General features: G+C 58.5%; 19 protein-coding genes. 2 read left to right on the top strand and 17 right to left on the bottom strand.

Features of this window, described 5'->3' with window-relative positions; translation table 11 throughout:
• Nucleotides 1–63: 63 nt before the first annotated feature.
• From mazG to cysM, 4 genes are read right to left on the bottom strand one after another with little or no spacing between them, the layout of a single operon-like run.
• The gene (gene mazG, locus GJU83_RS13175; protein WP_069184128.1) at nucleotides 64–921 is read right to left on the bottom strand and encodes a nucleoside triphosphate pyrophosphohydrolase; all 858 of its coding nucleotides are present in this window, start codon (nucleotides 919–921) and stop codon (nucleotides 64–66) included.
• Nucleotides 918–3,155 (bottom strand): GTP diphosphokinase, encoded by a 2,238-nt coding sequence (gene relA, locus GJU83_RS13180; RefSeq protein WP_136631306.1) that lies wholly within the window; start codon nucleotides 3,153–3,155, stop codon nucleotides 918–920. Before relA ends, mazG begins: the two co-directional genes overlap by 4 nt.
• Before the next feature lie 57 nt (nucleotides 3,156–3,212).
• On the bottom strand, nucleotides 3,213–4,562 hold the full coding sequence (gene rlmD / locus GJU83_RS13185; protein ID WP_136629319.1) for a 23S rRNA (uracil(1939)-C(5))-methyltransferase RlmD: 1,350 nt from the start codon (nucleotides 4,560–4,562) through the stop codon (nucleotides 3,213–3,215).
• Between the two features lie 26 nt (nucleotides 4,563–4,588).
• Entirely contained in the window at nucleotides 4,589–5,482 is an 894-nt protein-coding gene (gene cysM, locus GJU83_RS13190; protein ID WP_069184125.1) for a cysteine synthase CysM, read from the bottom strand.
• A gap of 225 nt (nucleotides 5,483–5,707) precedes the next feature.
• On the opposite strand from cysM, the gene GJU83_RS13195 reads away from it, so the two are divergent.
• Complete coding sequence (locus GJU83_RS13195; RefSeq protein WP_153634524.1) at nucleotides 5,708–8,581, top strand: ATP-binding protein; 2,874 nt, start codon at nucleotides 5,708–5,710, stop codon at nucleotides 8,579–8,581.
• A gap of 12 nt (nucleotides 8,582–8,593) precedes the next feature.
• Here the strand turns inward: GJU83_RS13195 and pdxJ are convergent, their stop codons facing one another.
• From pdxJ to rpoE, 13 genes are all read right to left on the bottom strand, one after another.
• A complete protein-coding gene (gene pdxJ, locus GJU83_RS13200) occupies nucleotides 8,594–9,334 on the bottom strand; it encodes a pyridoxine 5'-phosphate synthase (RefSeq protein ID WP_153634525.1) in 741 nt (246 codons plus the stop codon).
• The gene (gene recO / locus GJU83_RS13205) at nucleotides 9,324–10,052 is read right to left on the bottom strand and encodes a DNA repair protein RecO (protein ID WP_153634526.1); all 729 of its coding nucleotides are present in this window, start codon (nucleotides 10,050–10,052) and stop codon (nucleotides 9,324–9,326) included. The genes pdxJ and recO overlap by 11 nt, the downstream gene beginning before the upstream one ends.
• A 7-nt stretch (nucleotides 10,053–10,059) precedes the next feature.
• Complete coding sequence (gene era / locus GJU83_RS13210; protein ID WP_153634527.1) at nucleotides 10,060–10,977, bottom strand: GTPase Era; 918 nt, start codon at nucleotides 10,975–10,977, stop codon at nucleotides 10,060–10,062.
• The gene (gene rnc, locus GJU83_RS13215; protein WP_153634528.1) at nucleotides 10,977–11,666 is read right to left on the bottom strand and encodes a ribonuclease III; all 690 of its coding nucleotides are present in this window, start codon (nucleotides 11,664–11,666) and stop codon (nucleotides 10,977–10,979) included. Before rnc ends, era begins: the two co-directional genes overlap by 1 nt.
• Nucleotides 11,663–12,052 (bottom strand): DUF4845 domain-containing protein, encoded by a 390-nt coding sequence (locus tag GJU83_RS13220; protein ID WP_069184119.1) that lies wholly within the window; start codon nucleotides 12,050–12,052, stop codon nucleotides 11,663–11,665. Before GJU83_RS13220 ends, rnc begins: the two co-directional genes overlap by 4 nt.
• A gap of 26 nt (nucleotides 12,053–12,078) precedes the next feature.
• Complete coding sequence (lepB, locus tag GJU83_RS13225; protein ID WP_153634529.1) at nucleotides 12,079–12,876, bottom strand: signal peptidase I; 798 nt, start codon at nucleotides 12,874–12,876, stop codon at nucleotides 12,079–12,081.
• 12 nt (nucleotides 12,877–12,888) lie between these two features.
• Complete coding sequence (lepA, locus tag GJU83_RS13230) at nucleotides 12,889–14,691, bottom strand: translation elongation factor 4 (protein ID WP_069184275.1); 1,803 nt, start codon at nucleotides 14,689–14,691, stop codon at nucleotides 12,889–12,891.
• Between the two features lie 104 nt (nucleotides 14,692–14,795).
• Complete coding sequence (locus tag GJU83_RS13235) at nucleotides 14,796–17,522, bottom strand: bifunctional diguanylate cyclase/phosphodiesterase (RefSeq protein ID WP_069184117.1); 2,727 nt, start codon at nucleotides 17,520–17,522, stop codon at nucleotides 14,796–14,798.
• 127 nt (nucleotides 17,523–17,649) lie between these two features.
• Nucleotides 17,650–19,074: a DegQ family serine endoprotease gene (locus GJU83_RS13240; RefSeq protein WP_069184116.1), complete on the bottom strand. Its 1,425-nt coding sequence runs from the start codon at nucleotides 19,072–19,074 to the stop codon at nucleotides 17,650–17,652.
• 135 nt (nucleotides 19,075–19,209) lie between these two features.
• Entirely contained in the window at nucleotides 19,210–19,659 is a 450-nt protein-coding gene (locus GJU83_RS13245; protein WP_069184115.1) for a SoxR reducing system RseC family protein, read from the bottom strand.
• On the bottom strand, nucleotides 19,656–20,675 hold the full coding sequence (locus GJU83_RS13250; protein WP_228289986.1) for a MucB/RseB family sigma factor regulatory protein: 1,020 nt from the start codon (nucleotides 20,673–20,675) through the stop codon (nucleotides 19,656–19,658). The genes GJU83_RS13245 and GJU83_RS13250 overlap by 4 nt, the downstream gene beginning before the upstream one ends.
• 20 nt (nucleotides 20,676–20,695) lie before the next feature.
• Nucleotides 20,696–21,256: a sigma-E factor negative regulatory protein gene (locus GJU83_RS13255; RefSeq protein WP_069184113.1), complete on the bottom strand. Its 561-nt coding sequence runs from the start codon at nucleotides 21,254–21,256 to the stop codon at nucleotides 20,696–20,698.
• 15 nt (nucleotides 21,257–21,271) lie between these two features.
• Nucleotides 21,272–21,958: an RNA polymerase sigma factor RpoE gene (gene rpoE, locus GJU83_RS13260; protein ID WP_306344440.1), complete on the bottom strand. Its 687-nt coding sequence runs from the start codon at nucleotides 21,956–21,958 to the stop codon at nucleotides 21,272–21,274.
• A gap of 135 nt (nucleotides 21,959–22,093) precedes the next feature.
• Here rpoE and nadB point away from each other — a divergent pair, with 135 nt between their 5' ends.
• Complete coding sequence (nadB, locus tag GJU83_RS13265) at nucleotides 22,094–23,698, top strand: L-aspartate oxidase (RefSeq protein WP_194839000.1); 1,605 nt, start codon at nucleotides 22,094–22,096, stop codon at nucleotides 23,696–23,698.
• The last annotated feature ends 39 nt before the right edge of the window (nucleotides 23,699–23,737 follow it).

Genomic DNA, 23,737 nt, shown 5'->3' on the forward strand with positions numbered 1-23,737 from the left:
ACGAAGCCGTCGGTCCGGGGGCGAGAAAATTGGTAACGGATTGTACTTACCGATCCGCCCTGTTCATTCCTCTCTTCCTCCCCGCTCCACGCCTTTGACCGCCTGCCAGACGGCATCCAGCGCCTCCAGTGATTCTTCGTCCATGTCGCGGCCCTCACGCTCAAGCACTTTTTCAATGGCCCGGAACCGGGCATCGAACTTGTGATTGGTCCGATTGAGAGCCTGCTCGGGATTAACCTTCATGAACCGTGCCAGGTTCACACAGACAAACAGAAGATCGCCCAGCTCATCCTCAACGGCGTCCGGATCACCAGCGCCGGTTTGCGCCGCTTCCCAGGCCTCCTTGAGCTCGTCAATTTCCTCATGGAGCTTGTCGAACACGGCGGCGATATCCGGCCAGTCAAAACCGTGGCGCGCCGCCCGTTTCTGGAGCTTTTCGGCCCGTGCCATGGCTGGCAGGGTACGGGCAATGCCTTCAAGCCGGCTTTCCGGTGCGCCGGCATCCGGTGCCGGCTTCAGTGCCCGCTCCTCGGCCTTGATACGTTCCCAACTTTCCTTGATCCACGCCTCATCCGGCCGGTTATCCGGATCGATTCGACTGTCCAGGGTTCCTTCCGGAAAAACATGTGGATGCCGGCGCACCAGTTTGCGCACCAGATGATCGACAACGCCGTCGAAGTCGAAATGCCCGTCTTCCCGTCCGATCTGAGCATAGAAAATCACCTGGAACAGCAGATCTCCCAGCTCGTCTTTCAGATGCGGGTAATCCTCACGTTCGATGGCATCGGCAACTTCGTAGGCTTCCTCCAGCGTGTGAGGCACGATGGACTTGTAAGATTGCTTCGTATCCCATGGACAGCCGGTATCCGGATCCCGTAGCCGGGCCATCAGATATTTCAGATCCTCGATGGTATAGCTCATCCGCGTTTACGCCTTACATCAATGATATTGGGCAGGTTGCGAATCTGTGCCAGCAATCGGGCCAGCTGCTCCAGACTGGAGATCTCCACGGTCACCGTCATGGTGGCCGTGTTCTCATCCTTGTTACTCAGGGTATTGAGCGACAGTACATCACTCTTCGAAGCCGACAGCACCTGGGTTATATCCCGCAGCAACCCGGACCGGTCATAGGCCTCGATTTCGATATCAACCGGATAAACCGCTGCCTGCCGGCCACCCCAACTCACCTCAATGATCCGGTTGGGCTCAAACTCTCGCAGATTCAGAAATGTGAGGCAGTCCTGACGATGCACCGTCACGCCCCGACCGACCGTGATGTAGCCACCGATCGCATCTCCCGGCAGGGGTTTGCAGCATTTCGCCACCTGAGTCTTGAGCTTGCCAACGCCCAGGATCTGGATATCCGATTCCGTATCGTACGGTTTGCGGCGCTGGGTGCTGAGCTTCAGATCCAGCTGTTCGGATTTGGGCTCCAGCATCTGCTGAGCCACATTGGCAACATGAGTCGGACGAAGATCGCCAGCACCTGTCGCAGCAAACATGTCCTCGGCACTGTGATAATTGACCTTCTTCGCGAGCTCGCCAAGATCCACGTCGTACAGGGACAGGCGCTTGAATTCGTCCTCGAGAATGGCACGGCCATCAACGATATTCCGGCCCCGATCCTGCTGCTTGAACCAGTGGGTAACCTTGGCTCTTGCCCGGGAGGTCTGGATGTAGCCCAGGCTCGGATTCAGCCAGTCGCGGCTGGGGGCCGGATTGTTGGAGGTCAGAATGAACACCTGGTCGCCGGTTTTCAGTGGATAGGTCAGCGGCACGATCCGGCTGTTCACCCTGGCGCCACGGCAGGCATGGCCGATCTCGGTATGCACCCGATAAGCAAAGTCCACCGGCGTTGCCCCCTGGGGCAGATCCACCACATGGCCCTCGGGCGTGAAAACATACACCCTGTCTGAGGCCACATCGGATTTCAGGTGGTCGGCCAGCCCGGACAGGTCGCCCAGCTCTTCCTGCCACTCCAGCACCTGGCGCAGCCAGTTGATCTTGGCATCGTAACCGGTGGACTTGTTGCTCTTGTCCATCCCCTTGTACAACCAGTGGGCACAGACGCCCAGTTCCGCCTCCTCATGCATCTTGTGGGTGCGGATCTGCACTTCCATAACCTTGCCCTCCGGCCCGATCACCGCTGTGTGCAGGGATTGGTAACCGTTTTCCTTGGGGTTGGCTATGTAATCATCGAATTCGTTCGGAATATGGCGCCACAGAGTGTGGACAATACCCAGGGCGGCGTAACAGTCGCGCACTTCCGGAACAAGAATACGCACGGCGCGAACATCGTAGACCTGGGAGAAATCGATGCCCTTGCGCCGCATTTTCCGCCAGATGCTGTAGATGTGCTTGGCGCGGCCGGACAGCTCACCCTCAATGCCATAGGCTTTGAGTTCGGTCTGCAGAGTCGCAATGACGCGCTTGATGTAGCTATCACGGTCCAGGCGCTTCTCGTCGAGCAGCTTGGCGATCTTTTTGTAGGCGGACTCATGCAGGTAGCGGAAGGACAGGTCCTCCAACTCCCATTTTATATGACCGATACCAAGACGATGGGCCAGCGGCGCATAGATATCGAACACTTCCCGGGCCACACGCATGCGCTTTTCTTCCGGAGCGTCCTTGACGGCCCGAATGGCGCAGGTCCGCTCGGCCAGTTTGATCAGGGCAACCCGGACGTCGTCAATCATGGTGACGAGCATCTTGCGGACGTTGTCCAACTGCCCCTCACTCTGCCCGAGGACGTTCCCTTTCAGCGGGTGATGGATGGATGAAATCGCCGCCATCTGCTGCACGCCGTTGATCAGGCCCGCCACCTCGTCGCCAAATTCCTTGCGGATGGTTTCCAGTGGAACACGCTCTTCGCGTACCGCCCGGTAAAGAATCGCTGCTACCAGGCTGGCCTGGTCCAGGTGCAGCTCTGCCAGCACCTGAGCCATTTCAATGCCGATCCGGAAGCTACTGGAACCGGGGGCCCACTGACGGTCCTGCCGGAAGGCCTGAAGGTCAATTTCGGCCGCTTTTTCGCATGCCTGCCGGAACTGATCGGGGTCTTCCAGGTGTGTCTGCGAGGCGATCTGCTGAACCCAGCCCTCGATATCCACCTGGCCATCGCCCGTCATTGCGTAGTCTTCGCGAACTTTTACCATATCAGTCTTGTTGTTCCTGATGGTTTACGCAGCCATCCCTGGCTGCCCACAACATTGTCAGCCGGAATCCCGCTCAAACAACGCGATGGATTCCACGTGGGTGGTGTGGGGAAACATGTCCATCACACCCGCGCGCACCAGACGGTAGCCGTTGCGCACCATAACGCCTGCATCCCGCGCGAGGGTCGCCGGGTTACAGGAGACGTAGACGATCCGTCGCGCCCCGAAGGCGGTGAGGTACTTGCAGATTTCCTCGGCACCGGAGCGGGGCGGGTCAATCAGAATCTTGTCGAACCCTTCCTTCGCCCAACTCTGGCCGGTGAAATCCCCGTGCAGATCCGCACCGTGGAAATCGACATTGTCCAGACCATTCAGTTCCGCATTCTCCCGGCCGCGCACGACCATGGTCTCGTCGCCTTCTACGCCAACGACCTGCCCTCCTCTTCGGGCCAGAGGCAACGTGAAGTTGCCCAGACCACAGAAGAGATCCAGCACACGCTCTCCCGGCTGGACATCCAGCCACTCCACGGCCCTGTGTACCATCGCGCGGTTAATGCCTGCATTGACCTGGGTAAAGTCCATGGGATGAAATTTCATGGTCAGGTCGAATTCATCCAGCCGGTAGCTCAACCGTTCGTCATCCGGACCCGAGGATTCGGGCCAGATCCGATGCACGGTGTCAGGCCCCTTGGGCTGCAGGTAGATATGCAAGTCGTGGGCCTGACCAAAGGCGATAAGCTTTTCCCGGTCACCGTCCGACAGATCATCCATGTTCCGGAACACCATCACGGCCACATCGTCACCACAGGCAACTTCTACCTGGGCAATCCGGCTATACGCGTCCAGATCATGCAGCATGTTGCGCAGGGGCAATATGCGCTCACCAATTCTGGGGTCCAGCACCGCGCAACGATCAATGTCGGTCAGGAAACTGTTGCGCTTTTCCCGGAAGCCGACCAGAACCGACTCCCGGGCCTTGACGTAACGAACGCCCAAACGAGCCTTGCGACGATAGCCAAGACTCTCCTCGGAACGCAGCGGCTCAATCCACTCCTCGGGCTCAATGCCCCCAAAATGGGCAAAATGCTCCCGCAAGGTGTTCTCCTTGAACGCGATCTGGGCATCGCCACTCATATGCTGGAGGCTGCAGCCACCGCAAAGGTCGGCAAACTCGCAGGGTGGCGTCTGGCGGTCCGGCGCGGCTTCCAGAACCTCTTCAGTGCGCAACTCGTCGAACTTGCTACGGCTGGACACCACTTTCGCCATGACCGTTTCGCCCGGCAGGGCTCCATCCACAAACTGCGTTTTGCCGTCCTGACGGGCAATACCCCGGCCGTCGTGGCTCAGGGTTTCAATCTCACAGCGCACGGGCTCTTTCGGAAGAACCTTCCTGCGTCGTCTGCTCATACTCGGGTCTCTTGGTAAAGTCGTGTTCAGGCGCCGGGGAACACACCGGTGGAAAGATAGCGGTCGCCGCGGTCACAGATAATGGCCACGATGATGGCGTTTTCAACCTGCTCAGAGAGTTTGAGAGCCGCCGCGATCGAACCACCGGAAGAAACACCACAGAAGATGCCTTCCTCGGAAGCCAGGGCTCGCATGGTGTTCTCGGCTTCCTCCTGGCCAATATCAAGAACCTCGTCCACCCGTGCGGCATCATAGATTTTGGGCAGGTAGGCCTCTGGCCAGCGCCGGATCCCGGGTATGGCCGCGCCTTCTTTGGGCTGAAGCCCGATAATCTGGATATCCGGGTTGCGCTCCTTCAGGTAACGGGACACGCCCATGATGGTGCCGGTGGTTCCCATGGAGCTGACAAAATGGGTGACACGGCCACCGGTCTGTTCCCAAATCTCGGGACCGGTGGTGCGGTAGTGCGCCAGCGGGTTGTCCTGGTTGCTGAACTGATCCAGCACCCTGCCCTTGCCCTCTGCCTGCATCTTGAGCGCCAGGTCACGGGCCGTTTCCATCCCCTCTTCCTTGGTGACCGTGACAATCTCCGCACCATAGGCGCGCATGGACGCCCGGCGCTCCTCACTCATGTTCGCGGGCATAATCAGTACCATGCGGTAACCCTTGATCGCAGCCGCCATGGCAAGGGCAATGCCGGTGTTACCGCTGGTTGCCTCGATCAGGGTGTCACCCGGTTTTATGTCGCCCCGGCGCTCAGCCTCCTGGATCATGCTGATGGCCGGACGATCCTTCACCGAGCCGGCCGGATTGTTACCCTCCAGCTTGGCCAGAATCACGTTACTGGTCTCACCGGGGAGACGCTGCAGGCGAACCAGAGGGGTGTGCCCGACATAATCTTCAATGGTGGGAAAATGCATATGATAACCCTGTGGTACACTTTTGGCTTCGCATGATACGCGTTATCGCCCCGGTCTCCCAATACAGCTTCTCGCTATATCCATGACCGGCGGCTATATCCGATGCGGGATTTTCCGGTACCGCCGGGACTGATACCACAGTTATCCCGTTCCGGATCAGCTATTCTTAACACGGACGTTTTCCGCCCTGCGGTGCGGACAAAAGCAATAATTCAGGAACACGGTATGCGACGTTGGGGCATTCGCAAGAAAGTTTTGGTGGTCACGCTGGTTCCCACCCTGCTGACCACCCTGATGCTGGGGCTTTTCTTCACCTACAGCTGGGTCAACAATATCGAGAGCCTTCTGAAGGACCGGGGCGAATCTCTCTCCCGCCAGCTCGCCGCTGGTTCCGAATATGGCCTGTTTACCGCAAACCGTAGCCTCCTGAGCAGTCTCTCCAATGCGCTCCTGGAAGAGCAGGACGTGCGCTCCATTACCTTCTTCGGTAGCGACGGCTCGCGCCTGCTTCACACCGGGCCGGGAAGCTCGGAGACTGTCAGGTCGGAGGAACTTACCGCCGAGCACGCAACCCGGATTTCCCGGGAAAACAGCACCCGGTTTATCACCCCCGTCTTTCTTCAGGATCTGATGATCGAGAGCATGCTCGACCCGGATGCCCGCCAGTCCATGTCGAATCTGCGGGAGCCTCTGGGCTGGGTGGTTGTGGAAATGTCACACATCCGCACCGAAAAAGAGACCTACAAGGCCCTGCTGATCTCCCTGCTGCTCATTATCGGCGGCGTTATTCTCAGCATGGCCATTGCACTGCGCCTGAGCCGCGCGTTCACCAACCCGGTATTTGAACTGAACGAGGCGGTGGCCAAACTCAAGGAAGGCAAGCTGGATACCCGCGTATACACCGGCGCCGGCCCCGAATTTGAACAACTGGAGTCCGGCCTCAATGCCATGGCTGAAGAGCTGAGCAAGGCCCAGGCAGAAATGCAGCAGAACATCGACCAGGCCACCGAAGACCTGCGGGAAACCCTGGAAACCATCGAGATCCAGAACATTGAGCTGGATTTCGCCAGGAAAGAGGCGCTCGAGGCCAGCCGGATAAAATCCGAGTTCCTGGCCAACATGTCCCACGAGATCCGAACCCCGCTGAATGGCATCATCGGTTTCACCGAACTTCTACTGAAGAGCCCCCTGCCAAGGCAGCAACGGGACCATCTGAGCACCATCAGGAAGTCCTCAGAGATCCTTCTGACCATCATTAACGACATTCTGGATTTCTCGAAGATCGAGGCCGGCAAGCTGATCCTGGACCGGGTGCCTTTCCAGTTGCGGGATATTGTCGAGGAAGTCATGGTCATGCTGGCGCCGGCCGCCCATGCCAAGAACCTGGATCTGGTGCCGCTGGTCTACAACGATGTGCCGGACAACATCATGGGTGACCCTTTGCGCGTCAAACAGGTGATCACCAACCTGGTCAACAACGCCATCAAGTTTACCCAGACCGGCGAGGTGGTCCTGCGGGCAAGCCTGGAAGAGGAAGAAGCCGATACCAACCGTGTAACCCTGCGCCTGAGCATCACGGATTCCGGAGTGGGCCTCTCCCGCGCCCAGCAGCAATCCCTGTTCAACGCCTTCAGTCAGGCCGATGCTTCCACCGCCCGGCAATACGGCGGCACCGGCCTCGGACTGGCCATTTCCAAACGCCTGGTCGAAGAAATGGGAGGCAAGATAGGACTTGAGAGCGAGCTCGGCAAAGGCTCGACCTTCTGGTTCACCCTGACCTCGGAGCTTACCACCAGCGGAGAAGCCATTGCCCCGCGTGATGGCCTGCGTGGGGAACGGGTGATCTACCTGGAACAACAGAAAACCACCGGGCTGGCGGTGGAACACCTGCTGCGGGATTGGGGCATGGTGGTGGACCGGGTGGCCTCACCCGGAGCACTACAGGAACAGATCGAAGAGGCCCAGAAAAGCCAGACCGGTTATGCCGTGGCCATTGTCGGCATCACCCGCCACCTGCTCAATTCCAGCCAGTATTGTGGCCTTGTCCGTACCCTGGAGATTGAACGGGATTGCCGGACACTGTTGCTGACGCCCACGCTGGAAACCCACGACACACCCCTATCGGGGCTTGCCAGCGGCCATCTCACCAAACCGGTGTGCCGGGACTCGCTTTACGATGAGCTTCTGCTACTGGTGCACGGCATCCATTCCGGCGGTCGGGCCCCTGAGTACGAGACTTCCGCCAACCCCGTGACCACTGCCAATGTTCCCAGGGTACTGGCGGTGGATGACAACGACGCCAACCTGAAACTGGTGATGACTTTGTTGGAAGACTGCCAACTGGAGGCCGAAAGCGCCTCCAGTGGTTTTGAGGCCCTGAGCAAGGCCAGACAGAAGCCCTTCGACCTGGTGTTCATGGATCTGCAGATGCCCGGCATGGACGGAGTGGAAACCACGGCCAGGCTGAGGGAGATGGATACCGGCAATCACCGGACGCCGATCATTGCCCTAACTGCCCATGCCCTGGCCGACGAGCAGGAACGGCTGACCAAGCAAGGTTTCGATGGCTACATGCCAAAACCGATCAGCAGCGGACAGCTGACCGAAATCATCCATGAGTACACTGGTTATATCTGCCCCAAGAACAGTGGCAACGGTCGGCTCCCGGTGCCGGAAGTCCGCGACACGCGCCGGACCCTGCGGCCGTCAACCCGAAAAATGCAACAGGACTGCGTCAGTGTCGAGGAGAGTATTCAGCTCGCCGCCGGAAAGGCCGACCTCGCCGAAGAACTGTTCAGTATGCTGCTGGAACAGGTCCATGTGGATCGGGCGCGAATACCGGAGCTCTGGACCGGCGAGCATATGGATGAGTTGCTCGAGTGCGTCCACAAACTCCACGGCGCGACCCGCTACTGCGGCGTACCCGAACTGCGGGCCGCGGCCAATCACCTGGAAACGGCGATCAAATGCGCCGCACCGGATCTGGAACACCAGAAAGACCAGTTGCTGTCCGCGATGGAGCGGCTTGAGATCTGGAGTGACCAGACCGACTGGCAACAGCTGTTCCGCGAACGCCGCGAGGCCGCGGAAACCACCTGACAAAACGCCGAATCAGGCCCGGCTCCGGGCCTGATCGATAATGGCCTTCATATCCCGAACCGCCTCTTTCAGACCGGTAAACACCGCGCGGGCGATAATGGCATGGCCAATATTCAATTCGTTGATACCGTGAATCGCCGCCACCCGCTCGGTGTTGTGATAATGCAGACCGTGGCCGGCATTGACGATCAGCCCTTTCTTGCGGGCATAGGCCACCGCATCGGCAATCGTCTTGAACGCAGCGTTCTCAGCCTCTGGCGTCTCCGCTTCGGCATACTCACCGGTGTGCAGCTCCACCACCGGCGCTCCGCAACGCACTGCGGCATCTATCTGGGCCGGGTCCGGGTCAATAAACAATGACACTTCGGAGCCAATGCGGGCGAGACGCTCACAGGCTTTGGCCACGCGGGATTCCTGACCCTCGACATCCAGACCGCCTTCGGTGGTCAATTCCTCACGCTTTTCCGGCACCAGGCAGACACATTCCGGCCGCACCTGCTCGGCGAACGCCAGCATGGCATCGGTAACGGCCATTTCCAGGTTCATCTTGGTCTGGAGCACTTCTTTGAGTAACAGCACATCCCGATCCTGGATATGACGCCGGTCTTCCCTGGGATGGATCGTGATGCCGTCCGCCCCGGCTTCCTCGGCCATCAGTGCTGCCTGCACCGGGTCGGGATACCGGGTTCCCCTCGCCTGGCGGAGGGTGGCTACGTGATCAATGTTGACGCCAAGCAGTACTCTAGGATTCATGGGATTCTCCCCGAAGGTGAGTGAAAAGGCTGCGACTGTTCAGGGGGCGACCCTGCAGAAGATAGTCAATCAGTACCCGCATGACCCGTTTCGCCAACCGCCGGGCGCTGTCCGATTGCAGATCATCGCGGGCCAGATCCAGTAAAACATCACCCGGGAGATTCCGCAGGCGCACACCCGGTGACAGCCCGAAAACAATGCCCTGTTCCGGATCATAACAATACTCCCGGCCGGGCTCGACGGATTGCCCGCTATCAGTGGCGAGGTCCCAGGCGAAGTCGAAGCCCAGGGCGGCGGCAAAGGCCCGTTCGAACCTCCGCAGCACCGGCTCAACATCCATGGTGTCGGACAGCTGCCGGATGGCATCTATATAGGCTGCAAAGAGGGTCGGATGGGGGTCAGCGGCGGGCAGAACCCGCTGCAACAGTTCATTCAGGTAAAGGCCGCTGTATAGTGAAACTGTCCGACTCAGGGTCGGGCCGGTTCGAACATCTACCTGGGTAAGGGTTTTCAGGTCGCCCCGGCCGGCCCAGTCCACGATCAGGGGCTGAAAAGGTTGTAGCTGGGCTTTCAGGGGGCTTTTGGCGCTGTTCGCGCCCCGGGCGATGACGGTCATCCGGCCATGGTTCAGGGAAAACAGATCCACCATAAGGCTGGTTTCCCGCCAGGGGCGGCGGTGAAGGACATAAGCGGGCTCCTGCAGCTCAGGCCCCTTCATAACCGCCTCAGAGGTCGTTCATGCCCAGGCTCTTCAGGGCCCGGTCGCTGTCTGCCCATCCGCGCTTCACCTTGACCCAGAGTCTGAGCATGATCTTGCTATCGAAAAGTCGCTCCATGTCCGTGCGAGCCTCCTGACCAATCCGACGCATCCGCTCGCCCTTCTCGCCGATGATGATCTTCTTCTGACCTTCGCGCTCGACCAGGATCAGGGCGGAAATGTGCAGGGTCTTGCCCTCCCGCTTGAACTCCTCGATCTCTACGGCCACGGAGTATGGCAATTCGGCCCCCAACTGGCGGGTAATCTTTTCCCGGACAATCTCCGATGCCAGGAAACGTTCACTGCGATCGGTGATCTGATCGTCCGGGTAGAAGTGAATACTCTCCGGCAGGAAACGCCCCACCGCCTCTTCCAAAGGCTCGAGATTGGTCTCTTTCAGTGCCGAAAGCGGAATGATCTCGGCAAATTCACGCTTTTTCGAGAGCATATCCAGATGCGGAAGCAGGCTTTCCCGCTTTTCGATCTTATCGACCTTGTTTACCGCCAGAATCACCGGGCATTTCAGCCGGCTGAGCTTCTCCAGCACCATCTCATCCGCGGTGGTCCAGGCCAGCTGGTCCACCACAAAAACCACCACATCGACATCAATGAGCGCTGAGGTGGCAGCCTTGTTCATATAACGGTTGATGGCCCGAGGCTCTTCCTCGTGCATGCCCGGTGTGTCCACATAGATCGCCTGGACCGGACCGACGGTCTTGATACCAAGCACCTGATGACGGGTGGTCTGGGGCTTGCGGGAGGTAATGCTCAGTTTCTGCCCGAGAATGTGATTGAGCAGCGTGGACTTCCCTACGTTAGGACGACCGACGATAGCCACGAAACCGCAGCGACTGTCCGGGTTTTCCGGACGGGTGATATCGTTCATTACTGATTCTCCACGCCCAGTTCTTTCAGGGCGTTACGGGCTGCCTGCTGCTCGGCCACCCGGCGGCTGCTACCAGTCCCGGTGGTCTTTCGGTCCAGCGAAGGCAGCGCACAGGATACGTGAAATGTCTGGTTGTGAGCCTCGCCGTCCACGGAAATGACGTCATAGCGTGGCAATGGAAACTGGCGAGACTGGAGGTATTCCTGCAAACGGGTCTTGGGATCTTTCTGGGTATCCTGGAGATCAAGCTTCTCCAACCGGTGCTCAAACCAACGCAGAACCTGCTCCCGGCAGGTGTGAAAATCGCTGTCCAGATAGATGGCGCCGATGATCGATTCCACGGCATCGGCCAGGATGGATTCCCGACGGTAGCCTCCGCTTTTCAACTCTCCGGAGCCCAGCCGGAGGTAACCTCCAAGCTGGAATTCCCGGCCGATCTCAGCCAGGGTCACGCCCTTTACCATGCGGGCCCGCAGGCGGCTCAGCTGGCCTTCACGGGCTTTTTCGAAGTGCAGAAACAGATACTCGGCAATCACCATGTTCACGATGGAGTCGCCGAGAAATTCCAGACGCTCGTTATTCTGGTTTCCGTAGCTCCGGTGAGTAAGTGCCAGCAGAAGTCGCTCCGGCGATTTGAACTGATAGCCGATGCGTCGCTGTAACTGATCCAGGTCCGGTTGTGAACTCACTTGCCCTTCATCTCATAGGTGTGTTTGAAGTGAACCACCGTATCCACATTGCTGAACAGGTTGTTACGCACTTCGTAATCAACGTTGATGACGACCAGGTCGCCATCCTTATCGACTGAAATGTTCTTGGCATCAAAGCCCCGGACATTGTTCACACTGAGCCGCTTGTTAATCAGTGTGCGAACCTGGGCTGGCCCCATCTGAGAGAGGCCTTCTGTACCATCCAGGCTTTCCAGCGCTTCCTGAATGGTGATGTCATCAAGGTAGGCGGGACCCAGCTTGATCACCAGCGTCAGCAAGCCACCAAAAAACAGCACCATAACCATCATGGTCAATGCCGAGGCACCCCGCTGACGGCCCATGCCGGAAAGATTGTTTTTCTGCATTATGACTGCGCTCCAGATAGTCCGAATTACTCGATTCCGCCTACACGATCAAAGGATGGCAGACTGGTTAGGGATTTCCAGTGCATCCAGATAGCGAAGGCCTTGCCCACTACCAGCTCGTCCGGGACCGTGCCCCAGTAGCGGCTGTCATTACTGTTATCGCGATTGTCACCCATGACAAAATAATGGCCTTCGGGCACCACCCACTCGCCCTCACCACTGCCACCGGGCCGGCCCATGGTCAGGAAAATGTCGTGTTCGACTTCACCCAGGTCCTCACGACGCAGCTCCATCGGCGGGAGTCTGGCGATAAATCGGGTTTCGACCTTCTCCCCGTTGATGTACAGCTGCTTGTCACGATAGCGAACATGATCGCCGGGCAGGCCAATCACTCGTTTGATGTAGTTGGTCTGACCATCTTCCGGATAGCGGAACACCATGACATCGCCGCGTTGGGGATCGCCGACGGGAACCACTTTGGTTCCGGCAACAGGCAGCCTTAGGCCGTAGGCGTATTTGTTCACCAGAATGAAGTCGCCCACCTCAAGGGTCGGCAGCATGGATCCCGATGGAATCTGAAAGGGCTCCACCAGGAAGGAGCGCAGCACCAAGACAATCGCCAGTACCGGAAAAAACGATCGGCTCAGGTCGACCAGGTAGGGCTCTTTCGGCTCCTCCGATGAGCCCTCACCGACCTCTCCGGAAGCACCACTGGCACGGTAGGCAGCAAGCCGGCGCTCACGAAGAAACAGCTTGTCCGCCAGCCAGATCAGACCTGTCGCAAAGGTCAGCACCACCAGTACCAGGGGAAAATCAATATCCATCCGGGAAGCCTTTTATTTATCTACTTTCAATACGGCAAGAAACGCTTCCTGAGGCACCTCGACATTACCCAGCTGCTTCATACGCTTTTTACCTTCTTTCTGCTTCTGCAGCAGTTTTTTCTTCCGGCTGACGTCACCACCGTAACACTTGGCGGTTACGTTCTTGCGCAGCGCCTTGACCGTGACCCGCGACACCACCTGATTGCCGATGGCGGCCTGAATGGCAATGTCGAACATCTGCCTCGGAATCAGTTCCTTCATCTTTTCGATCAGCTGGCGACCTTTGTGATGAGCCTGTTCTTTGTGCACGATCAGGGCCAGGGCATCAACTCGTTCGCCATTGATCAGCACATCCAGCCGCACCAGGTTGGCGGTCTGGAATCGGGTAAAGTGATAGTCCAGTGAGGCAAAACCGCGGCTGGCCGACTTGATCCGGTCGAAGAAGTCCATCACCACCTCCGCCATGGGCAGCTCATAGGTAAGCTGAACCTGGGTGGTCATGAAGTGCATGTTCTTCTGAACGCCACGCTTTTCCTCGCACAGGGCGATGACGTTGCCGATATGTTCCTGGGGCACCAGGATATTCGCTTCCACAATCGGCTCACGCATTTCCTCAATGGAACCAATATCCGGAAGCCGCGACGGGTTGTCTACCGACAGAGTCTCACCCTGCTTGGTAACCACCTCATAGATCACCGTTGGTGCGGTGGTAATCAGGTCGATGTCGTATTCCCGCTCCAGCCGCTCCTGGATAATTTCCATGTGCAGCATGCCCAGGAAACCACAGCGGAAACCGAAACCGAGGGCATCGGAGTTTTCCGGCTCGAAAAACAGGGAGGCATCGTTCAGGGTGAGCTTTTCCAGGGCATCCCGGAAATCGTTGTAGTCATCGGCACTGACCGGGAACAGCCCGGCATAAACCTGGGGTTTGACCTTCTTGAACCCGGGAAGCATGGGGGTCTGTTCGGCAAACTTCTGATGCACGATGGTGTCACCCACCGGCGCACCGTGGATATCCTTGATACCGGCCACAACAAAGCCAACGTCACCGGATTCAAGTACGTCAGTGTCTTTCGGCTTGGGATTAAATATACCGACCTTGTCGGCGTTCCAGGCCTTGCCGGTAGACTTGATAACGATCTTGTCACCCTTTTTCAGGGTACCCTCGGTCACACGCACCAGAGATACCACGCCGAGATAGTTGTCGAACCAAGAATCGATGATCAGAGCCTGCAGCGGCGCATCCCGGTCACCCTTTGGCGGCGGGATCTTCTTGATGAGATCCTCCAGCACGTCCTCAACACCCATGCCGCTCTTGGCGCTGCAGCGGACCGCATCAGAGGCTTCGATACCAATGATATCCTCGATTTCCGCCGCTACCCGCTCCGGCTCGGCCTGGGGCAGATCCATCTTGTTCAGAACCGGCACCACTTCCAGCCCCTGCTCAATGGCGGTATAGCAATTGGCCACGGACTGGGCCTCGACGCCCTGCCCGGCATCCACCACCAGCAGGGCCCCTTCGCAGGCATATAGAGAGCGCGAAACCTCGTAGGAAAAATCCACATGGCCCGGGGTGTCGATGAAGTTCAGTTTGTATTCCTGACCGTCACGGGCTTTGTAATTCAGAGTGACACTCTGGGCCTTGATGGTAATCCCCCGCTCCCGCTCAAGATCCATGGAATCCAGGACCTGCTCGGCCATTTCACGGTCGGTCAGGCCGCCGCAAACCTGGATAAAACGGTCTGCCAGCGTGGATTTGCCATGGTCGATGTGGGCGATGATGGAAAAGTTACGGATTCGGCTCAGTTCAGTCACAGACAATGAATACTCAGTTAAGACGAAGGATTGAGCCCGGAGAGGCCGCTACCGGGGTCCGGGAACGGCGTGATTTTACCGGTTACCGGCCGCCATTGCCATGATCAGGAAATCAGCGGCCTTTCGTACTGCCGGATCAGGAAACCAATGAGGGCATCCTCGTCCAGCGGATAGCTGAACAGGTTCCCCTGGCACTGGGCGCAGCCATGGGTTTTGAGGAAGCTCAGCTGCTGCGGAGTTTCCACACCCTCTGCGACCACCGTGAGATGGAGCTTGCGGGCCAGGGCAATGACCGCCGATGCGACGTCCGTAGCACTGACATTATAAGGAATGTCCCGAATGAACCGGTGATCGATCTTGATCACATCCAGCGGCAACTGTTGCAGCGAGACCAGTGAACAGGAACCGGTTCCAAAATCGTCGAGAATCAGGCAAACCCCAAGATCATGGAGCGATACCAGCAGTTCCCGGAGCATTCGCGGATCTTCATTGAGCAGTTCCGCCGGCATTTCGAGCTCCAGGCGCTCGGGTGACACGCCGGTTTCCGTAATAACCTGCCGGATCATGTCCAGAAAGCCCGAATCGGTCAGCTGTCGAACCGACAGATTCACCGCCATTTTCAGGGATTCAAAACCGGCCCGCTCAAGAGCCTGCACCTGAATACAGGCCTGCCGCAGGGCCCACTCACCCAGGCGCACAATCAGGCCCGTCTCCTCGGCCAGACCGATGAACTGCTGGGCAGAGACCAGGCCCTTCTCAGGGTGATGCCAACGCAGGAACGCCTCAACCCCGATGACCCGTTCACTGGCCAGATCAATCTTCGGCTGGTAATGCAGAACGAAGCGGTCGCCGCCCAACGCCGTCGCCAACTCCTCCTGCTGCAGAAGACGGCGGGCCGCCTTGATATTCATGGCCGGCGTGAAGAACTGGAAAGTATTCCGCCCGAGCTCCTTGGCGCGATACATGGCCAGGTCGGCATATTTCATCAGGGTCCCGGCATCCTCGCTGTCGTGCGGGATCATGGTAATGCCAATACTGACCGTGATCCCGACTTCATGATCGTTCAGCCGGATCCGCTGGCACAAACTGCGCAGGATCGTCTCTGCCACCTTGCTGGCGGCGTCCGAATCGCTGATGCGGGACAATAACACCACAAACTCGTCGCCGCCGAGCCGGGCAACCGAGTCCTCCTCGCGAACACACCCCACCAGCCATTGGGCCACCTGGCGCAGGAGCTCGTCACCGGAATCATGTCCCAGGGTATCGTTGATACGCTTGAACCCGTCCAGATCCAGGAACATGAGTGCGGCCGGCTCACCGCTTCGGCGGCTGCGGCTGACCACATGGTTGAGTCGGTCCCGGAACAGTTGCCGGTTCGCCAGGCCAGTGAGCGGATCGTAGAAGGCCAACCGGTGCAGTTCCGATTGTGCGGCCTTGAGCTGGGTCAGATCGCGCAGACTGAGCACGACGCCATTAACACCGGGCACCGACAACATGGCGGTGAAGGTGCCTTCCATATCCCGCCACTGCCCCTCGGCATCGCGAATACGAACCCGAATCACCGGCATCTGTTTGCCCGGCGACTGCACGGAATCGTCAAAGCCTTTCTTCAGCTGAGGCCAGTCATCACCGTGGACCAGCTCTTCAAAGTCCAGTGACTGAACCTGGTCTGGCTCAAAGCCAAGAATATCGAGGCTGGACGGGCTCGCATACAGAGCTTTGCCCGCGCGATCCATCACCAGAGTGACATTGGCGGCGCCCTCGGTAATCGCCCGATACCGACCGGCACTGATCTGCGCCATCAGGCGTGACCGGATCAGCGCCAGCACGAAGAGGAACAGCAAGGCACTGATCACCAAGCCGCTGCCCAGAACGATTGGGGGGCGCGGGTCCGAAGCCAGAAAATCAAAGGCGGGGGTGGAGCGGGTCTGCAAAAGCCAATCGCGACCACCGTGGCTGATTGTCTGGCTCATCTGGAAACTGAATTCGTTATCGAGGGAACCCAGATTGGAGCCATACATCAGGTTCTGCCGGTCCACCACTCCGGCATCGTAGATGCGGACATCCAGAAATGGCGAAATGAGGCCGACGATGCCGTCTATCAGGTTGTTCATCCGGAAGGCACTGAACACGTAACCAGCCAGCATCATGCGACGCTCGGCCCGGATCTCGGGGACGGTCCCGCCCTGGTACACCGGGTAGTACATCAGGAAACTTGCCTGATCTTCGCCGAGTTCTTCCTGAACCAACACCACCTTGGCAGTCACGGTGGGGACCGCCTCATCACGTGCCTGTTCCATGGCCCGACGATGGATGGGATCGCTGAAGGCATCGTAGCCAAGGGCCCGGCGGTTGCGTTCAGTGCCCGGCTCCAGGTAAACCATGGGATAGTAATAAGGGCCACTGCCCAGCGGATTCACAAGGTAATTGTGTACCCCCTCCGCCCGGACAGACGCAATGTGATCGGCCATCTGGCGGACACCGATACGGCGAACATAGCCAATACCCTGAATGCCGGGGTAGTAACGGTTAATATCCACCTTGTCGACATATTCGCGCCACTGATCGCGGGAAACATCACCGGTCACTGCAAACAGACCGGCACTACCAGCCAGCACCTGTTCGTAGTTCAGCAGGCGTTCTTCGATGGCGGATTTCAGTTGCAGGGATTGGGTGCGAAAGCGGGCTTCCGTGCGGTCTTCGACCAGCCTGATGGAAACCTGCCAGAGCAGTACGGTTACGGCAATGGCAACTGCAAAAATCAGCCAGGCAACCCAGGCATTGCGAAATTCCAGTAACTTGCGAAGAGAGAGTTCCTGTCTGTTCATCATGGGGCTGGTCCGTTCCATGGCCACTCGTTTTTATTGGTCGACCAAGTATAACAAAAGCCCCCGCAGGTGTCGTTTCCGACACCTGCGGGGGCTTTTGGATTAGCCAGACCGGTTCAGCCGGGCAATATCAGGGCTTCATCACCAGGTACAGAGCACGCCCTTGACGCACCACCCGTACCGATACCGCCTTGCCCTCGGGCAGTGACCGCACGGCTTCGCGGAACTCCTCTACAGATCTCACTTTCTTGCGGTTAATTTCAGTGATCACATCGCCCGCCCGAATGCCGGCATCAGCCGCAGCACCTCGGGCAACATTATTTACCACAACGCCGCCTTCAACACCCATGGAGTCGGCCATATCCGCAGGAAGCGGCTCAACCATCATGCCCAGAGGCGCCGACGCGGGACCACTGCTGTCGCTGGACGGCGCTGAAGCCTGCTGACTTCCCTCCTCGGGGAGTCGACCAATTTCAACCTGAAGTTCGATCTCTTCGCCACCACGGAGGACTTGCAGCTCGGCCGTTTCACCAACTGGAGTGCGGCCCACCATAGGTGGCAAATCAGAAGAAAGCTGAACCTCATCGCCATCATAGCTGAGAACAATATCCCCAGCCTGAAGACCGGCTTTCTGAGCTGGTGAGTCCGCCATGACTTCGGCGATCAGCGCGCCGCGGGGACGTTTCAGGCCAAAGGACTCGGCCAGATCACGGTTGACCTCCTGAATCAACACCCCGAGCCAGCCGCGGGACACCGAACCCTTGTCGCGCAGTTGGCGGAACACATTCATTGCATCGTCAATGGGGATGGCAAACGAGACGCCCATGAAGCCGCCGGATCGGGTATAGATCTGGGAGTTGATACCCACAACTTCGCCATCCAGGTTAAACAGAGGGCCGCCTGAATTGCCGGGATTAATCGCCACATCAGTCTGGATGAACGGCACGTAGTTTTCCGACGGGAGTGAGCGACCCAGGGCGCTGACGATTCCGGCAGTTACCGTATAGTCGAACCCGAACGGCGAACCAATCGCAAAGACCCATTCACCAACTTTCAGATCCCGGGACTGGCCTACTTTCACGACTGGCAGGTCATCGCCGTTTTCAATCTTGAGCACAGCCATATCGGAACGGGGATCGGTTCCAACCAGGGTTGCAGGCAGTTCGCGGCGGTCGTTCAGACGAACGATGATCTCATCAGCACCTTCAACCACATGGTTGTTGGTCAGTACGTAGCCGTCAGAGGATACGATAAACCCGGAGCCCATGGAGCGGCGCGGCTGCGAACTACCAGGCCCGCCACCAAATGGAGACTGGGGGCCGCGAAAGAAATCCTGGAAAAATTCGGGAAGCTGTTCGAGCTGGCGTTCATCGAACGGCATGCCAGGAGAGCGGGAATTTCCGCGTCGGGGCTCGGTGGTTGTACTGATGTTCACCACCGCACCGGCATTGTCTTCAACCAGCTCGGTAAAATCGGGCAAACTTCGGGCTACACTGGCCTGGCTCCACACCACCAGAAGCACGGTGGACAGTAAGAGAAACACAATGGCCGGCATCCTTGTTGATATAACATTCCGTAGCGGTTGGGCAACTGCTGTTGCACTCGACATGTAGTACCCCCTGTTGTTCTCACATCTAGGCGTAAATTTGGGGCTCACCCCATCGATTTTCAACTTACAAAACCGTAGGGTTTACGGACAGTTTTCAGAGGTAATCCGGTTTACCCGGACCAGATGGGGCTCATAATCCCGGTTACCGGCCCGCTGCCATTTTCGCCCTGCGAAAAAGCCCACGGCCAACCCAGCGACTGCAGCGAGCATCGCCGCGCCATCGTGCCCACCGGACAGCTGGTGACCAAGGACACTGGCAACCACCATCAGGATCAGCGGTAGGGCATAGACCAGAAGAGAAGCGCCCAGCAGGGCTTGCTCGTCAATACCGATGGTGACTTCATCCCCTACCCTGGCATTGACCGAGTTCATTACCAGGATCTGGTTGGCGCGCCCGCCAGATGCCGCGGCCAGCACTTTCTGACCACAGCCACTGCGAGCTGCACAACTCTGACAGGCACTGGTTCGAATCGTCTGGACCCAGACCCGGTCGCCCTTGAGCGCGACAACCTTGCCGGTTTCGGTAATCACGATTCGGCCGCACCCAGGGCCAATGAATCTTCGATGCGTACCGACTCAGCAACCTGACGGGCTGTTTGCGGCGGTAGTTCGCCCACGACGGTGACCAGGAAGGCGCTCTCTCCTTCCTTTACCTCATGCATGTAAACCGTCGTGGCGCCAATTTTGGAGGCGCCAGTGGGCATGGTTACCGGCCCGGCCGGCTCAACAAACACCGAGAAAGCTGCCAGGCCATCGGAGAAGGCAACGGCCTGGCCCTTGCCGGAGCGGGGCGTGGCGGCGGGCACAAACCCCTCAGGACGCCAGCCCAGCCGCCAGCCGTTCATGCGTTGCCCCACAGCTGCCGGGGAAGCGGGCTCATCCAGCGTTCTGGAGATTTCCCGACCTTCGGTACGGATTTCAAATTCGGTGTCGGGAATGTCCTCGCCAATGTGCAGGCTGGTGAACTGGAACTGCTCAAGCACCTCACCCTCAGCATTCCTGACGTGACTCTTTACCAACAGCCCGGTGGATTTCTCCAGCCAGAGTCTGTGACTATAGCGGTAAGAATCTCTGGCGCTCAGCGCCACCGAAACCACTTCATAGCCGGCGACCCGGTCCTCGCCTTTCATTTCCGCACGATACCAGCGGCTCACCGGTACCAGTTGGCTTGTGAATGCTTCGGCAAACGGGCCTGATGGAATCACCTGATCAAGCTTCACACGGCCGGTTTCGGGGAGCACGCAAACCACGTTCATGCCTTTGCGAACGATTTCGCCGCTGCCACCATCCTGCAGAACCAGTCGCTCCTCGACAACACCATCGCGGTAGCGATGGGCAATCTGCATGGAGTGAACACTCTCGCCGCGGGCGTACACAAACACGCCACGATAGGAGGTCATGTTCAATGCCGGCCCCAGCTTTTCAAGCCAGGCGGATGCCTCTTCTTCGTCTGCCGCAGCCGGAAGCGGCGCGGCAAGCACAAGCAGAAGGCCCAAAAGCACTGACAGCGCCTGGCATCGGGACAACTTGATAAAGGTATGGGGCATAACGACACTTGCTCCGGGGTTCAGTAGCCGGCGCCATTGGCGCTGACCAGGCGGGCATAGCCGACGGCACCACGCCCGGCACCTACGCTGTTATGCTGCGCATGCTCGAGCAGGTAACGGCTCATGTATTCCCACTGTTCCTCATCCAGACCCTGCAGGGCAATCTCCCTGACCGGTGGTTCCTGCACAGACGTTTCCGGTGCGGCAGCAGTCACGGACTGAACCGGACCGGCACCGGGCGAGTCCCAACCTGCACCAGCGCCAAACCCGACCAGCAGAGCCATCGCAACCATAGCCGCCGCCGGCCAGTGCCATCGACCCGCTCTGCTGTCCTGGACAACCGGCTCTGACCGGGCTGTCGCGGGACCGCGGCCATCAAGCAATTCACGGACAGCAACACTGACGTCCATTCCATGGGCCGGGGAGTGGCCATCATGCATGAGATCCCGCACGTCCTGCCAACGCTGCCACTGTGCCCGTACGTCATCCTGGCTATCGTGTGACAGCAGGCGACGTACCGACAGTTCGTCAGCTTCGTCGTCCATCATGGCGGACAATGTTTCTCTGAGACGATCATCCATGGGATGCAACCTCGATTACGTCACGGAGTGATTGAGTAAAGGTCCAAGATGCCTATCAACCGCATCCCGGGCCCTGAATATTCGTGAGCGGACAGTGCCGATCGGACACTCCAGGATGCCTGCGATATCCTCATAACTCAGGCCATCGTATTCCCGGAGCAAAAAGGCAGAGCGCAGCTCCTCGGGAAGCTGGGCGATAGCCCTGTTCAGTTCTTTCTGGAGCTGTTCCCGTTGCAAAAGCCTTTCTGGTGATGCAGTGTCCCGGAGTCGTGAGCCATCATCGAAATTCTCCGCCTCGGCCGAGTCGGCACTACTCTGCGGGCGCCGCCCCCGGGACTCCAGATAATTCTTCGCAGTGTTCACGGCTATCCGGTAGAGCCACGTATAAAAGGCGCTGTCGCCCCGGAAACGCTCAATTGCCCTGAACGCTTTGACGAAGGTCTCCTGGGTCAGATCCATGACTTCCTGGCTGTCGTAGACGTACCGGCTGATGATTGAGGCGACCCTGGACTGGTATTTGACCACCAGAAGATCGAAGGCGGCGCGATCACCATTACGCACCTTGCGTACCAGTTGCAGGTCCGTCTGGCTGTCTGGGTGATCGCCCTGTCGTTTCTCTGTATCCGGAGTCATGACCTGGTTGCCGGGGTTCCCTGATTTGATGGCCAGCTGTCCGGCCTGTACCAAGTTGCGCTGCGTCATTGATGCTATCCGGCGTCCGTTAATGGAACGGGCTGAAGCCTCCTCGCAGGCGGCTCACCCTGTCAGGCCAAATAGACAGCAAGCGTAAAGTTTAGTTCAATACACGTCCACATTATGGCCTGCGATAACGACCCGATGCCACAGTCCTTCGAATACGATGTTCTCATTATCGGCAGCGGCGCTGCCGGCCTCACCGTCGCCCTCAATCTGCCAGAGCATCTGAAAGTCTGCGTGGTGAGCAAGGCGCAGATCAGCAGTGGAGCAACCCTCTGGGCGCAAGGCGGAATCGCTGCGGTCCTGGATGATCAGGATTCCACTGAAAACCACATTACTGACACCCTGAATGCTGGCGCTGGCCTTTGCCACGAAGACGCCGTACGTTTCACCGTGGAGCACGGCAAGGAGAGCATCGATTGGCTGATCGATTCCGGCGTTGATTTTACCCGGGACCGCGATGAGCATTACCACCTTACGCGGGAAGGTGGGCACAGCCACCGGCGCATCATTCACGCAGCAGATGCCACCGGCCATGCGGTTTCAACGACTTTGACGTCCCAGGCAGAGGCGCGTCCGAACATCGAGCTCATGTCGGGAAGGGTGGCAGTCGACCTGATCACCAATCGCAAACTGTCGCTGCCGGGAAACCGATGTGTCGGTGCCTATATCCTGAATCTTGAAGACAACCATGTGGAGCTGTTCCGGGCACGATTCACGGTGATTGCTACCGGTGGTGCCTCCAAGGCCTATCGCTATACAACGAATCCGGACGGTGCCTCCGGAGACGGGATTGCCATGGCGTGGCGGGCAGGATGCCGTGTCGCGAACATGGAATTCAATCAATTCCACCCAACATGCCTGTATCACCCCCACGCCAAATCCTTTTTGATCACGGAAGCGGTCAGGGGCGAGGGTGGCCTGCTGAAACTGCCAGACGGGTCGCGGTTCATGGATCGCTTTGACGAGCGTGGCGAGCTGGCACCAAGGGATATCGTTGCCCGGGCCATTGACCATGAGATGAAGCGACTGGGTGCTGATCATCTGTACCTGGACATCAGCCACAAACCCGCCGACTTCATCAAACACCACTTCCCCACCATTTACGAGAAGTGCCTGGGCTTTGGCATTGATATCACACGCGAGCCCATTCCCGTGGTTCCGGCAGCCCACTATACCTGTGGCGGCGTCATGAGTGACGAGCGGGCCAGAACGGACGTCAATCAGCTCTATGTGGTGGGCGAGGCCGCCTTCACCGGACTCCATGGTGCCAACCGCATGGCCAGTAACTCTTTGCTTGAGTGCCTGGTGTATGGACGCGCCGCCGCTGCGGATATTACGCGCCGGGAAGCCGACATTCCGCCACCACCAGAAGCCCCGGACTGGGACGAAAGCCAGGTCAGAGACTCTGATGAAGACGTTGTTATCTCCCATAACTGGGACGAGCTGCGGCATTTCATGTGGGACTACGTGGGCATTGTGCGGACCACCAAGCGGCTCCAGAGGGCCAAGCACAGGGTGGACCTGCTGTCCGCAGAGATCGGAGAGTTTTACAGCAACTACCGTGTGACCAACGACCTGCTGGAACTTCGGAACCTGGTCACCGTCTCCGACCTGATCATCTGTTCGGCACTGCAGCGCAGGGAAAGTCGGGGGTTGCACTACACACTGGATTATCCGGGACTACTCAACGAGGTCCGTGATACCGTACTGGTTCCCACGACCTACCGAACGCTCGCGCCCTGAACCAACGCCGACTGTTACAATCGATTCAATGGTAAACAC

This window comes from Marinobacter salsuginis, assembly GCF_009617755.1.
In the GTDB taxonomy this organism is placed as follows: Bacteria; Pseudomonadota; Gammaproteobacteria; order Pseudomonadales; family Oleiphilaceae; genus Marinobacter; species Marinobacter salsuginis.

Excerpts from the sequence above, each read along its gene's own strand:
- mazG (WP_069184128.1), bottom strand. The coding sequence starts at position 921 with ATGAGCTATACCATCGAGGATCTGAAATATCTGATGGCCCGGCTACGG.
- GJU83_RS13195 (WP_153634524.1), top strand. The coding sequence starts at position 5,708 with ATGCGACGTTGGGGCATTCGCAAGAAAGTTTTGGTGGTCACGCTGGTT.
- GJU83_RS13235 (WP_069184117.1), bottom strand. The coding sequence starts at position 17,522 with ATGATGAACAGACAGGAACTCTCTCTTCGCAAGTTACTGGAATTTCGC.
- recO (WP_153634526.1), bottom strand. The coding sequence starts at position 10,052 with ATGAAGGGGCCTGAGCTGCAGGAGCCCGCTTATGTCCTTCACCGCCGC.
- GJU83_RS13240 (WP_069184116.1), bottom strand. The coding sequence starts at position 19,074 with ATGCCGGCCATTGTGTTTCTCTTACTGTCCACCGTGCTTCTGGTGGTG.
- rpoE (WP_306344440.1), bottom strand. The coding sequence starts at position 21,958 with ATGACGCAGCGCAACTTGGTACAGGCCGGACAGCTGGCCATCAAATCA.
- GJU83_RS13250 (WP_228289986.1), bottom strand. The coding sequence starts at position 20,675 with ATGCCCCATACCTTTATCAAGTTGTCCCGATGCCAGGCGCTGTCAGTG.
- nadB (WP_194839000.1), top strand. The coding sequence starts at position 22,094 with ATGCCACAGTCCTTCGAATACGATGTTCTCATTATCGGCAGCGGCGCT.
- era (WP_153634527.1), bottom strand. The coding sequence starts at position 10,977 with ATGAACGATATCACCCGTCCGGAAAACCCGGACAGTCGCTGCGGTTTC.
- rlmD (WP_136629319.1), bottom strand. The coding sequence starts at position 4,562 with ATGAGCAGACGACGCAGGAAGGTTCTTCCGAAAGAGCCCGTGCGCTGT.
- lepB (WP_153634529.1), bottom strand. The coding sequence starts at position 12,876 with ATGGATATTGATTTTCCCCTGGTACTGGTGGTGCTGACCTTTGCGACA.
- GJU83_RS13220 (WP_069184119.1), bottom strand. The coding sequence starts at position 12,052 with ATGCAGAAAAACAATCTTTCCGGCATGGGCCGTCAGCGGGGTGCCTCG.
- pdxJ (WP_153634525.1), bottom strand. The coding sequence starts at position 9,334 with ATGAATCCTAGAGTACTGCTTGGCGTCAACATTGATCACGTAGCCACC.
- cysM (WP_069184125.1), bottom strand. The coding sequence starts at position 5,482 with ATGCATTTTCCCACCATTGAAGATTATGTCGGGCACACCCCTCTGGTT.
- GJU83_RS13255 (WP_069184113.1), bottom strand. The coding sequence starts at position 21,256 with ATGGATGATCGTCTCAGAGAAACATTGTCCGCCATGATGGACGACGAA.
- relA (WP_136631306.1), bottom strand. The coding sequence starts at position 3,155 with ATGGTAAAAGTTCGCGAAGACTACGCAATGACGGGCGATGGCCAGGTG.